Source organism: Edaphobacter aggregans DSM 19364 (genome assembly GCF_000745965.1).
Lineage (GTDB): Bacteria > Acidobacteriota > Terriglobia > Terriglobales > Acidobacteriaceae > Edaphobacter > Edaphobacter aggregans.
Genome location: NZ_JQKI01000012.1, coordinates 109,455 through 123,412, shown reverse-complemented (window position 1 = coordinate 123,412; position 13,958 = coordinate 109,455). Strand labels below are relative to the sequence as shown.

At 62.3% G+C, this 13,958-nt stretch carries 7 protein-coding genes; 6 read left to right on the top strand and 1 reads right to left on the bottom strand.

Translation table 11 applies throughout. The features are described from left to right. The first annotated feature begins 126 nt into the window (after positions 1-126). From Q363_RS05520 to Q363_RS05495, 6 genes are all read left to right on the top strand, one after another. On the top strand, positions 127-2,619 hold the full coding sequence (locus Q363_RS05520) for a 3-hydroxyacyl-CoA dehydrogenase/enoyl-CoA hydratase family protein (protein ID WP_035348491.1): 2,493 nt from the start codon (positions 127-129) through the stop codon (positions 2,617-2,619). A 15-nt stretch (positions 2,620-2,634) separates the two neighbouring features. Then, the gene (locus Q363_RS05515; protein WP_035348489.1) at positions 2,635-3,819 is read left to right on the top strand and encodes an acetyl-CoA C-acyltransferase; all 1,185 of its coding nucleotides are present in this window, start codon (positions 2,635-2,637) and stop codon (positions 3,817-3,819) included. A gap of 21 nt (positions 3,820-3,840) precedes the next feature. After that, on the top strand, positions 3,841-5,652 hold the full coding sequence (locus Q363_RS05510) for an acyl-CoA dehydrogenase family protein (protein WP_035348487.1): 1,812 nt from the start codon (positions 3,841-3,843) through the stop codon (positions 5,650-5,652). A 127-nt stretch (positions 5,653-5,779) separates the two neighbouring features. Continuing rightward, positions 5,780-7,255, top strand: a complete 1,476-nt coding sequence (locus tag Q363_RS05505) for a protease pro-enzyme activation domain-containing protein (protein WP_169746934.1) — start codon at positions 5,780-5,782, stop codon at positions 7,253-7,255. A gap of 17 nt (positions 7,256-7,272) precedes the next feature. Then, complete coding sequence (locus tag Q363_RS05500) at positions 7,273-8,739, top strand: Ig-like domain-containing protein (RefSeq protein ID WP_035348484.1); 1,467 nt, start codon at positions 7,273-7,275, stop codon at positions 8,737-8,739. Between the two features lie 204 nt (positions 8,740-8,943). Further along, on the top strand, positions 8,944-11,709 hold the full coding sequence (locus tag Q363_RS05495) for a protease pro-enzyme activation domain-containing protein (protein ID WP_035348482.1): 2,766 nt from the start codon (positions 8,944-8,946) through the stop codon (positions 11,707-11,709). 55 nt (positions 11,710-11,764) lie between these two features. Here Q363_RS05495 and ppk1 read toward each other — a convergent pair whose 3' ends face one another. Next, positions 11,765-13,951, bottom strand: a complete 2,187-nt coding sequence (ppk1, locus tag Q363_RS05490; RefSeq protein WP_051978411.1) for a polyphosphate kinase 1 — start codon at positions 13,949-13,951, stop codon at positions 11,765-11,767. Positions 13,952-13,958 lie beyond the last annotated feature (7 nt).

Sequence of the window (13,958 nt, the reverse complement as noted above, 5' to 3'; positions counted from 1 at the left end):
CGGAGCACGAATGCGTCTCAGAATGAGAAATTTACCGTGTGTTGTTTTGCTGTTCTTGACGGACTGAATGGTCATTCAGTATGCTTCACCGCGTCCGGGCTTTCGCCGGAGGGAGAGATCACCAGCATGCCGACCAGCACACACTCCGCGCCCAGCCGAACCATTCGCAAGGTTGCTGTCCTCGGCGCCGGAACCATGGGATCGCGGATCGCTGCACATATTGCCAACGCCGGACTTCCGGTTGTCCTGCTCGACATCGTTCCTCCCGACGTGGACGCGGCGGCTCCGAAACAGGAGCGGAACAGGATCGTCCTTTCCGCGATGGACGGGCTGAAGAAGGCCAAACCGGCAGCCTTTTACGCGGTCGAGTCAGCGAGGCTGATTACGCCGGGGAACTTCGAAGACGACATGGTGCTGATCGCAGACTGCGACTGGATCATCGAGGCGGTCGCGGAGAATCTTGAGATCAAGCACGCGCTCTATGCGAAGGTGATGCAGCACCGGCGCGGCGACGCGATTCTGACGACGAACACCAGCGGACTGCCTATTGCCAGCCTCGCCGATGGACTTCCGGCAGCGATGAAGCCGCTGTTCTTTGGCACGCACTTCTTCAATCCGCCGCGCTACATGCGGCTGTTGGAGATTATTCCACTGGCCGAGACCGATCGAGAGGCAGTTGCGGCAATTGCGCACTTCTGCGATCAGCGCCTGGGCAAGGCGATCGTGCGCTCGCGTGATACGCCGAACTTCATTGCGAACCGCATCGGGACCTTCTCAATGGGCAATGCGATTCGCCTGATGCAGGAGCAGGGGCTGACGATCGAAGAGGTCGATACGCTGACCGGCTCGGCGCTGGGCTGGCCGAAGACGGGAACGTTTCGCCTGGGCGACATGGTCGGGATCGACGTGCTGGTGCATGTGGCGCGCAACTTCGAGGCGAAGGCCGCGGGCATCGGCGACGAGCGCTCGGACGTGAAGCTCCCTGCATTCATCGGCACAATGCTGGAGAAGAAGTGGATCGGCGACAAGGCGGGGCAGGGCTTCTACAAGAAGGCCGGGAAGGATGCCGAGGGTCGCGACCTGCGCCACGTGCTCGACTGGCAGACGCTGGACTATCGCCCGGCAGAGCGGCCGAAGTTTCCGGCATTGGAGATGGCGAAGAACGTCGAAGCGACGGGCGCGCGTGTGGCGCAGCTTCTGCATTCGGACGCAACGACCGATAAGGCTGCGCGATTTTACTGGCCTCTGCTGACGGAGCTGTTCACCTACGCGGCGAATCGCGTCTCGAAGGACGACACGGAGCCTGCGGAGAACATCGTCGAAGTCGACACGGCGATGCGCACGGGCTTCAACTGGGAGCTTGGGCCGTTTGAGCTCTTCGACGCGGCCGGTGTACGCGCGACGACGGAGAAGATGCGCGCCGCCGGTTTGACGATTGCGCCAAACGTGGAGAAGCTGCTGGCGTGGGCCGGCAAGAACGGTGAGGCGAATCCAACGTGGTATCGCGACGATGTAAGCTCGGCGAGCGGCCGGTGCTACTTCGATCCGTTCGCCGAGAGCTACAAGCCTGTTCCCGCGGCCGAGGGAACGACGTCGATTGCGACGATCAAGAAGGCACGCGGCGTGATGAAGAAGAATGCCGGAGCGTCGGTGGTCGATCTGGGCGATGGCGTGGCGGCGATTGAGCTGCACTCGAAGATGAATGCTCTGGGGGGCGACATCGTCTCGCTGATCACGCAGACGCTGAAGCCCACGAGCGAGCAGGTGGCGAACTTCGAGGCCTTCGTGATCACAGGCGACTCGACGAACTTCTCCGTCGGCGCGAACCTGATGCAGCTTCTGCTCGCAGTGCAGGAGCAGGAGTGGGACGAGGTTGACCTGATGGTGCGGAGCTTCCAGAACATGACGCAGGCGATCAAGTTCTGCCCGCGGCCGGTTGTCGTCGCGCCATACGGAATGTGTCTGGGCGGAGGCGTCGAGATCAGCTTGCACGCCGCAGCACGACAGCCGCATGCCGAGCTGTACATGGGACTGGTGGAGGCTGGCGTTGGCCTGATCCCCGGAGGCGGCGGCTGCAAGGAGATCGTGCTTCGATCGATCGAGGCAGGCTCGAGCATTCGGCCGGATGCGCGCGGCGAGGGCGTTGAGATCTTCGAGGCGATCAAGAAGAACTTTGAGACCATAGCGAAGGCGACGGTCTCGACGAGCGCAGCTGAGGCTCGCGGGCTTGGCTTCCTGCGCCACTCGGACAGCATCACGATCAATCGCGACCGACTGGTGACGGATGCGAAGCTGCGGGCGCGTGCTCAGGCCGATGCAGGCTACACGGCGCCTGTTCCACGAACCGATATTCCGGCGCCGGGTGAATCTGTGCTGGCCACGCTGAAGCTCGCAGTGTGGACGATGCGCGAGGGACAGTACATCTCCGACCACGACGCAAAGGTGGCCAACTGGGCCGCATACATTCTCGCCGGAGGCAAGGTGGCTCCAGGCACACCCGTCAGTGAACAGTACCTGCTCGATCTGGAGCGCGAGGCGTTTGTCTCGCTCTGCGGCGAGAAGAAGACGCAGGAGCGCATCGCCTTTACGCTCAAGACCGGCAAGCCGCTAAGGAACTAGCAGGAAGGAAGCATCATGAACAACGAAGTCATTATCGCCTCAGCAGTACGCACGCCGGTTGGCAAGGCTCCGCGTGGCACGCTACGCACGACGCGGCCCGACGATCTCGCTGCACTTACGATCATCGGCGCGCTGGAGCGCGTGCCTCAGCTCGATAAGTCGGAGGTGGAGGACGTCATCCTCGGCTGTGCGATGCCTGAGGCCGAGCAGGGAATGAACGTCGCCCGTGTCGCGAGCTTTCGCGCGGGCCTGCCGGTGACTGCATCGGCTATGACGATCAATCGCTACTGCGCCTCGGGTCTGCAGTCGATTGCGCTGGCGGCGGATCGCATTCGCGGAGGCGGTGCGGACGTGATCGTCGCCGGCGGAACGGAGAGCATGTCGTATGTGCCCTTCGGGGGCAACAAGATCTCGGTGAATCCGTGGCTAGTCGATAACTATCCCGGATCGTATATGTCGATGGGGCTGACGGCGGAGCGTGTGGCGGCGCACTACGGCATCACGCGCGACACGATGGACGAGTTCTCGTACCAGAGCCATCAGAAGGCGCTTGCGGCGATTCAGTCGGGCAGGTTCGATGATGAGATCGTTCCTGTGCCCGTGACGTCGACGAGCGTGAATGGCAAGGGCAAGGCTGAGGTGGTGGAGTCGACCTTCAGGATGGATGAGGGACCGCGTGCCGATACCTCACTCGAGGCGCTGGCGAAGTTGAAGCCAGTTTTTCATGCGAATGGAACGGTGACAGCGGGAAATTCGTCGCAGACCTCCGATGGTGCAGCGGCGGCGGTCGTCATGTCCGCCGGGCGTGCGCAGTCGTTGGGCATCAGGCCGATGGCGAAGTTCATCGCCTTCGCCTACGCGGGATGTGATCCCGAGGAGATGGGCATCGGCCCGATCCACGCGATTCCGAAGGCGCTGAAGATGGCGGGTCTGTCTCTGGATCAAATCGACGTGATTGAGCTGAACGAGGCATTTGCGGCGCAGTCGCTGGCCGTAATTAAGGTGCTCGGCATCGACCCGACGAAGCTCAACGTCAATGGAGGAGCGATCGCGCTGGGGCATCCGCTTGGCTGCACGGGAGCGAAACTTACCGCGACGCTGCTGCGCGAGATGCCTCGCCGCAACGCAAAGTATGGCATGGTAACCATGTGCGTCGGCGGAGGCATGGGCGCCGCTGGAATCTTCGAGGCTATCAATTAAGTTCACGTAAGGAGCCGCATCATGGCCACAATGACGACCCCAACGCCCACTGACAAGAAGATCATTCCCGGCGGAAGCTTCCTCATCTCCAACCCAACTCCTGCCGACTGCTTCTTCCCCGAAGACTTCACCGAGGAGCATCGCCAGATCGCGCAGACAACGGCGGAGTTTGCTCTGAACGAGATCGTTCCGGTTTCGGACCAGATCGAAGCGAAGGACTTCTCCGTGACGCGACGCCTCATCAAGCACGCAAGCGAACTTGGGCTCACGTCGGTCGATATCCCCGAGGAGTACGGCGGCCTTGAGATGGACAAGGTGACGTCGGCGATCATCGCGGACAACATCGCCAAGCAGGGAAGCTTCTCGGTTGCGTTCTCGGCGCACGTCGGGATCGGTACGCTGCCTATCGTGTGGTACGGCACGGCGGAGCAGAAGAAGAAGTATCTGCCGAAGCTGGCGAGCGGCGAGTTCATCGGCGCCTATGCGCTCTCGGAGTCGACCTCCGGCTCTGACGCCCTGAACGCGCGAACGCGCGCTGTGCTTTCGGAGGATGGCCAGACCTACACGCTCAACGGCGAGAAGATGTGGATCACGAACGCAGGCTTTGCCGATCTCTTCACCATCTTCGCGAAGTGCGAGGTGAAGGAGGGCAAGGATGCAGGCAAGGAGCGACTGACCGCGTTTCTCGTCGAGCGCGGGACGCCGGGGTTCACCGTCGGCAAGGAGGAGCACAAGCTCGGCATTCGCGGCAGCTCTACGTGCCCGCTGATTCTCGCCGACTGCAGGATTCCTGCGTCGAATCTGCTGGGCGAGGTTGGCAAGGGTCATCACATCGCGTTCAACATCCTGAACGTCGGCCGCTACAAGCTGGGCAATGCCGCTGTGGGCGCAGCGCGCATGTGCATCGCCAACGGGATTCGTTATGCGAAGGACCGCAAGGCCTTCGGAAAGCCGATCTCCGAGTTTGGATTGATACAGGAGAAGCTTGCCGACTGCGCCGTTGGCGTCTTTGTGGGCGAGGCTCTCAGCTACCGCGCAGTGGGGATGATCGACGCGGCGCTGGCACAGGTGGACAAGCACGACACTGCGGCGATCCAGAAGGCGATCGAGGACTACGCCGTCGAGTGCAGCATCTGCAAGGTGTGGGACTCCGAGATGCTCGACCTTGTCGTGGACGAGATACTGCAGATCTACGCCGGCTATGGCTACGTGGAGGAGTATCCGGCGGAGCGCGCCTACCGCGACTCGCGCATCAACCGCATCTTTGAAGGCACGAACGAGATCAATCGGCTGATCATCACGGGCTGGCTGATGAAGTCGGCGATGGGCGGCAAGCTTGCGCTGATGCCCGCCATCAAGCAGGTGATGGACGAGGTGATGGCCGGCCCGGTCGAGAAGGAGGAGCGTGAGGGGCCGCTGGCGGAGGAGTTCAACCTGCTTGCGAGCGCGAAGAAGCTTGGGCTCTTCGCTGCAGGCGCTGCAACGCAGAAGTACATGCAGCAATTGACCGAACAGCAGGAGGTGATGGGGGCCATCGCTAACATGATCATCGAGGTCTTCGCGATGGAGTCGGCGATTCTGCGCGCGGAGAAGCTCTCGGCAAAAGGCACAGCCGAGATTCCCGTGGCGATGGCTCGCATCTACGCTTCGGTGGCGATGGAGAAGATCGAGCTGGCCGCGCGGCGTGTGATCGCTACTGTTGCCGAGGGTGACATGCTTCGCACGCAGCTTGCGATCCTGCGCAGGCTTGCGAAGCATGATCCGGCCGACACGATCGGTCTTCGGCGGCAGGTGGCGCAGCATGTGATCCGGGCAGGGAAGTACGCGCTGTAACGCTTGAGTTTGACCGCGATGATCGCTCGTTGACCATCCCACAAAAGGACCAGTCGAATTACCCCTTTCGGCTGTCCGTTTGCGTTGCCTTTTGAAGGCACGTCTGTAACCATCGTGCGGAATGCCCATGGTTACACGTCATCCTTTGCATCGCAGAGTCCGCGTTGCTTTGCCGTCCGTCGTGGCGGCACTTCTGCCTGTTTGCTTTGTCGTTTCCTCTCTGCACGCGCAGCAGCGCGTGGTTGCGGCGCGTACGATCGACGCAATCGACAGCCCCTCCGAGGCAGTCGATGTGGGCCCGTTGCCGGTCTCGCAGCCCATGCATCTGACGCTGCGTCTGCAGGCGACTCCCGATCGCCAGGCTGCCCTCGATCAGCAGATCACGCCCTCTTCTTCGTCATACCATCACTGGCTTACCCCGCCGCAGTTCGCCGCAACGTACGGAGCTACGGACGACCAGATCGCCGCGACGACGGCGTGGCTTCAGTCGCAGGGACTCTCGGTCGACGGTGTCGCCGCGACAAAGACGCGCATCGCGGTCTCAGGCACCGCAGACCAGGTGCAGCGAGCCTTTGCCGTCACACTGCGTGCCTACAGTGTGTCGGGAACGCAGTACTACGCCAGCACAGTACGCCCGTCGATGCCGCAGGAGGTCTCCTCTGCGATCGCTGAGATCTCCGGCCTCGACGACATGCCTTCTCCCGTGAAGACGAAGGTCGCGGCGATCTCGACGAACGGGCTGACGACGATCCTCTCGAGCGATGCGACCGATCCGCTCGATGCTGCAGCAGCGGCGATCGATGCAAACTCCTCCCCGATTCTCGCGCTGACGACGAGCGATTGCACCGGCACGCTGAGCCAGCCGGACTATGAGGCTTATCGCGCGCTCTTCCGCCAGGCCGCGGCGCAGGGCATTACGGTCGTGACGTCGAACACCTGCGATGCGCAGAGCATCGGAGCGCAGGCAGGCGATCTTGCCGAAGCCACTGCGTTGATCACGGCCCCGCTCACGTCGCCTCTTGCAGTCGTTGACCCTCGTCCTTCCTGGCAGAGCGCGCCGGGACTGCCTGACGATGGCCTGCGTCATGCGCCCGATCTGACGACCACATCGATCGAAGACTTCACACACGCGATGGCATCGATCCTGCAGCAGACGGAGGGGGGAGGTCGTCAGGGCAATATCAACGCCACGCTGTATTCGCTGGCATCGACGCCCGACCTCTACACGCAGCCCGATGGAGCGAGCGGCACATGGGAAGCGAACACGGGGCTCGGCATGGTGAACCTTCAGACACTGGTGAAGGTCTTTCCGCGCGGCACGGGTTCCATCAGTACGACAACGTCGCTCATTGCGGATCAATACACTGTGGATTATGGCACGCCGATCAAACTGGCTTCTTCCATTACACCCTCGTCTTATGCTGCAACGGGTCCTACGGGTACAGTAACCTTTACCTCATTGCAGGGGACGACCATCGGCTCCGCACAGCTGACAAATGGCACGGCGACATTCATACGAGCAGTCTGGATTTCGGCGCCTATACGATCATTGCGAATTACTCCGGGGATCCAAACTATGCGCCCAGTACCAGTACCGGTATAGGAATTAATGTTAGATCTGTGACTGCCACGTTGGCGGCGACGATCTCTCCCACCCAGAACGTACCCTACGGAGCAACTGCAACGGTTACGGCGACGGTCAAGCTGCCGACCTCTTCAGCCGCCCCCTCCGGTACCGTGACCGCAACGATTGAGGCCGTTACGGGAGCAGTCTTCAATGCAACGCTCTCCCCGAATCCAGGCGGAAACACGGCGACGTCCAACATCGTCATCAACGCTCCCAAGCCGCAGACGCAGCCGTACACGGTGGAGGTGACTTGCGCGGGCAACCAGAACTTCCAGTGCCAGACCCCTGTCGACCTTACCTTCACGACGGCGAAGGGAAACACGATTACGACCATAAGCCTGACCCCGCAGTCTCCGCAGGCCGGCCAGCCGGTGACGCTCACCGCCACCATCAACAACGCGGGCAATGGCACTGATACATATAGCTTTGGCGGCAACGTGACGTTCTATGACAATGGCGTGCTGATCGCGACGGTGCCGGTTGCGACCAATGCAGCCACGACGAGCAAGACGCTCTCCGGCAACGTCCAGCACAGCATCGTCGCAAAGTACAGCGGCGACGCGAACTGGAATCCAAGCAACTCAGTCCCACAGTCGGTTCAGCCAACGCTTCTGCCCTCCACCCTTACCCTGACCTCGAACACCACGACGACGCTTGCCGGCGTCAATCTTGTCTTTACGGCGACGGTCTTCACCACGGCGACGAACTCCGTCGGCCCCACGGGCAGCATCACCTTCTACGACACCTTCAACGGATCTGCGCTTCAGCTGGGCACGCCTACGCCGCTGACGCCTAACGGTCCGAACCAGTCCATCGCGACTTTCTCGACCACCGGCCTGCTCGCAGGCACACACAGCGTCTACGCCATCTATAGCGGCGACGCGAACTTCAGCATCGCGACCTCGTCCACGCTCGCAATCACGATGGCGGACTATAACCTTACCAGCGTGCCGCAGACCCTGACCCTGAAGGCAGGGCAGACGGGCAAGGTGGTAATGCTGCTGGGCATGGTTGGAGGCTTCAAAGGCACTGTGACCTTCGGCTGCTCTCCGCCGTCAAGCGCTGAGGCGACCTGCTCCTTCAGCCCGGTCACGCTCAGTGGTGGCGGCAGCACGACGCTGCAGATCACGACGACGGCGGCCACCACGACGACCACCACAACGCAAAAGGCCAGGCTTGACGGCCGGTGGAACTTTTTTGGGGGCACGGCTCTTGCCGCGCTGTTCTGCTTTGCCGCGCCTCGCCGCCGCATCGGGTGGTCGAGACTGGCACTGTTCTTCGCTGCCCTCTGCCTGACGGCGAACATCGGGTGCGGCGCGGGGACGCAGGCCACGGACGTTCCCACCGTCACCGATCCCGGAACCCCGCTCGGAACCCAGGTCTTCACCCTTACCACTGCCGGAAGCGACGGCACTAATACGGTTCGTCACACCTACCAGTACCAGGTGACGATCCAATAAAACCACAATTCAATAAGTCGCAGGTGCGTCCCGTTTTGGTCTTTCGTCGTCTGTCTCGTTGGAAGCTTCCGTCGTTCCACCGAAACCTTTCCCGGCGTCGTTGGTCTAATGAGATGCATCTGAAAATCCGGCAGCCGGGTCTGTTCATTATCCGGAGATTGATCACGGCAACGTAAACTCTAGGCAGGTCGTCCCGAGCAGAACATGTCCAACTTCAGCCGTCTGGTCTCTCGTATCCTGGTGCCCGTCCTAGCCTTCTTCGGGCCTTCGTCCTCCTTCGCGCGCGCCGCGGTACAAAACCGCATTGACGCTGCCGTCACCGACACCGAACGCGCTTCGGTGCAGCATACGATTCCGTTGCGGGCGCGCCGGGCAACGGATCTCGGTGAGGCGCCCGCGGACCGGGTCCTCTCCTCGGTCAGCGTGCACTTTAATATGACCGCGGCGCAGCAGGCCGACCTTACGCAGCTGCTCATCGATCAGCAGAATCCCAGCTCGCCGCTTTATCACCAGTGGCTTACGCCGCAGCAGTACGGCGCGCGCTTTGGCATGTCGAGCGCGGATCTCGCCACGGTCAAGGCGTGGCTCTCAGGCAGGGGCCTCACCATCACCGCCGTCGCTCCCAGCCTGAACTACGTCACCGTCAGCGGAACGATCGGGCAGGTCGAGCGCGCCTTCGGCACCAGCATTCACAGCATGACCGAGAACGGCGTGCAGCACTTTGCCAACGTCACGGACCCCACGCTTCCCGCGGCCATCGCGCGCGTGGTCTCGGGAATTACCGGGTTGAACGACTTCAAGCTGCAGTCGCGCGCCGCCGTGCGCCCTCAGTTCACTTCGTCGATCAGCGGCAGTCATTACATTGCCCCGGGCGATTTCTTCACTATCTATAACGGGAATCCGCTGATCCAGAACTCCGTTACGGGTACGGGCATTACCATCGCTATTGCAGGCCAGACGGACATCAGCCTGACCGACGTCGCCGCATTTCGCAGTGCCTCGGGCCTGCCGGCCAGTACGCCGACGATCGTGACGATTCCGGGATATGTTGCGGGAACCGTGACCGGCGACGTCGATGAGGCGCAGCTTGATGTGGAGTGGTCGGGTGCGGTGGCTCCCGGAGCCACGATTGTCTTCGTTACCGCGGGCGCCAGCCAGTCGGTCTCGGTGATGGATGCGCTGATCTATTCGATCACGAATAAGGTCGCGCCGATCATCAGCATCAGCTACGGTGCGTGCGAGGTCGCCTGGGGGCAGTCGAACCTGAACGTCCTCAATCAATACTTCCAACAGGCCAATGCGCAGGGAAGTACGGTCATCGGGCCGTCGGGCGACTCCGGCGCGACCGACTGCGACTATCAGCTGCCGACCGCAACCCAGGGCCTTGCCGTGGACTTCCCCGCGAGTTCTCCCTTTGTGACCGCCGCTGGTGGAACGATGTTCAATGAGGGGTCGGGAACCTACTGGGGTGGCACCAACGGCAGCTACTCGGGCTCCGCGCTCGGCTATATTCCGGAGACGGTCTGGAACGAGTCGAACTCCACCGGCCTCGGCGCTGGCGGCGGCGGTGTCAGCAGCTACTTCAGCAAACCGGCGTGGCAGGTGGGCAACGGTGTGCCAACGGACCAGTCGCGCGATGTGCCGGACATCTCACTGAACGCCGCCTCTGCGCACGACGGCTATCTCTTCTGTTCGCGCGGCTCGTGCACTAACGGATATCGTAACGCCAGCAGCAACCTCAACGTCGTGGGAGGAACCTCGGTCGGTTCTCCGGCGTTTGCGGGCATTCTTGCTTTGCTTGAGCAGAAGCTGGGCGCGACAACGGGGCTTGGCAACGTCAACCCGACGATCTACGGCCTGGCCAACAGCACCTACTATGGCAACGTCTTTCACGATGTCACGTCGGGCAACAACAACAGCACGTGCGTCGTGGGCACGCAGGACTGCCCGACCGGCGGCAGCATCGGTTACTCTGCCGGACCGGGCTATGACCGCGCCACCGGCTGGGGCAGCTTGGATGTCGCCAACTTCGTCAATTACTGGAGCCAGGTTACGCCCGCCGGGACAGGCGCCACGATCGGCACTACCATTACGAGCACGACGGTCTCTTCGTCCAGCGCGACATGCGGCGTCTCGTCCGGCAGTGTTCCTCTGACGATCAAGGTCACAGGCGTGAGCGGTGGCATCGCTTCCGGCAGCGTTCAGATCCTTGTCGACAACGTCGCTCTCGCCGATCCGGCCTCGAATGTCGCGCTCGATGGGACCGGAACCGCTACCTACAACCTGAACACCACGGCGCTCACGTCGGGCGGCCACACCGTCAGCGCCATCTACTCAGGAAATGCAGCCCTCGCGGGCTCCAAGGGGGCACTCGTCATCGATGTCGTCTCGTCGGCCCAGAAGGACTTTGCCCTGACACCGTGTCAGGCTGGCGCCTCGGCGCGTTCCGGCAGCACAGCATCCGGTGTCACCTTCACGCTCACGCCATTCAACGGGTTCACCGGCACCATTAATGTCACGGCCACGGCTCAGACGCCGGTCGCCTCGCAGTTCACGTTCTCGGTGAACCCAGTCAACATTACCTCGTCCAGCGCGGTTACCACGACCTTTACGATTGCGGCTTACCAGAACAGCGCGAAGACCAGCAGCTCGCAGGACGTTGTCGCGCGCCACGGCAGCTCACGCCACATGCCCTGGTACGAGGCAGGCTCGGGGGCCACACTAGCGTGCGCCCTTCTGCTTACCCTTCCGCGCCGCCGCCGCTGGGGAGCGCTGCTGGCTGTCGTTCTCTCCGCCGGAGTCTTCACGGCCGCTGGCTGCGGAGGGGGATCGTCGTCCAGCTCCCCTTCGAACACGACGACGCCGACCGTGACGAACGCCGCAGCCGGCACCTACGACATCACCATCACGGCCGTGGCAGGGGGCGTGGTGCACAGCACGAACGTCACGTTTCAGGTTACGGCTCAGTAGCTCGCGCACATCGGCCTTTACGGCGCCGCCCGTCCAAGCGACGGGCGGATGAGCCTCAGGCGGACTTCTCTCTGGCCGCCGCCGTTCGCTCGTCCATATTCTCGGCCACCTGCATCAGATAGTCCTGCGCGCTGAACGGTGCTCCCGTCCGCGGAGCCCGGATATACTCTCCATCCGGCTGCAGCAGCCGCGCCTTCACGTTGTCGTCCAGGTAGGCCTTCAGGATCTCGTTGCGCAGGCGGTCCTTCAGGTCGGGCTGGGTGACGGGGAACAGCACCTCGCATCGCTCGATGAGGTTGCGAGGCATCCAGTCCGCGCTGCCGCAGTAGATCTGTTCCTCGCCGCCGTTGGCGAAGCAGAAGATTCGGCTGTGCTCGAGGAACCGGCCCACGATGCTGCGCACGCGGATCCGCTCGCTCAGCCGCTTGACCCCAGGCCTCAGCGAGCACATTCCGCGCACGATCAAGTCGATCTCGACACCGGCCTGCGACGCCGCGTAGAGTGCCTCCACGGTGCGGCGGTCAATCAGCCCGTTCATCTTCGCGATGATCGCTGCCGGTTTTCCTGCCTTCGCGTGCTCCGCCTCGCGCTCGATCAGTTCGACCAGCCGGTCGGAAAGGTTCAGCGGCGCGACCAGCAGCGGATCGTAGGTGTCCGAGTCGGTCTCGGCGGTCAGGTAGTTGAAGCACTTCTGCACGGCCAAGGTCAGCTCGGTCTGCGACGTCAGCATACTGATGTCGGTGTAGAAGCGCGCCGTGACCGGGTTGTAGTTTCCGGTTCCCAGGTGCGCGTAGCGCCGAACCACGCCATCCGGATCGCGACGCACCAGCAGCGCCAGCTTCGCGTGCGTTTTGTATCCGACGATACCGTGAAAGACGCCCACGCCGGCGTCCTCCAGGTCGCGAGCCCAGCGAATGTTCGAGTCCTCGTCGAACCTTGCCATCAGCTCCACCACCACCGTAACGTCCTTGCTCTGCGCCGCCTCGATCAGCGAGCGGAAGATCGGCGAGTCCTTGCTGGTGCGATAGAGCGTCTGTTTCATTGAGATCACGTTGGGATCGACGGATCCGGACTCGATGAACTCCTCTACGGTCGAGTAGGAGTCGAAGGGATGATGCAGCATCACATCCGTCTTTCGCAGCTCCTCAAAGATATCTTTGGACTTCCTGCTGAGCCGGAACTCGCGGCCGGAGAAAGGCGGATACTTCAGCGCCGGTCGCTTTACCTCCGAGTAGAGGTTCATCAGACGCGAAAGGTTCACCGGCCCGTCGGTCTTGAAGACCTGCCAGGGCTCGAGCTCGAAGTTGGTTCTCAGCCGCTCGACGATCTCTTCCGTGGCCGTGCTCTCGATCTCCAGCCGGACGGCGTCGCCCTTGCGCCGGTTATGCAGCTCCGTGCGCACGCTCTCCAGCACCGACCGCGACTCCTCTTCCTGCATGTAGAGATTGCTGTTGCGGGTCACCCGGAAGGCCGCCCTCGAGAGCACCTCATAGCCGCGGAACATCCTCTCCACCTGGGACTCGATCAACTCGTGCAGCATGACGAAGTCGCAGCAGTTCTCCTCGCTCGGCAGCGGGATCAGCCGCGGCAGGGAGCGCGGCACCGTCACTACGCCCAGCGCCGCGGGAGCGTTCTTCGCGCCGTTGAGCTTCCGCTTGTGTCGCAGCAGCAGCGCCAGGCACAGCGCCTTGTTCAGCACGCGAGGGAAGGGATGCGAAGGATCGATGGTCACCGGCGTCAGCAGCGGATCCACCTCGTTCGCGTAGAACTCCAGCGCCTGGTCACGAGCGGCGTCGTTCAACTCGCCCCAGCGCAGGACTCGAATCTTCTCCACCTGCATCGCTGGCAAAAGCCGCTGATTCCAGCAGGCATACTGCGCTTTGACGAATCTCGCCATGCTCTCGCTCAGCCGGTCCAGACGCTGTTGCGGCGTCAGTCCGCCTTCGTCCAGAGGCTGAGGCTGATTGTATCCGTCCTCGATGCGCTGCAGCATGCCTGCGACCCGTATCTCGAAGAACTCGTCGAGATTGCTCGCCGTGATCGCCAGAAACTTCACCCGTTCCATCAGGGGATTCGACGGGTCTTCGGCCTCCTCCAGAACCCTCCAGTTGAACTTCAGCCACGACTCGTCGCGGCTGAAGAAGAGGCTCTCCACCGCCTTAGGCCGGGTCTTTGGAGTCGCAATCTGTTTCCTGGCTGCGCGGGGCAGCGCAGATACCGCCGTTATTCGATCAGCACTCATAGAAGTC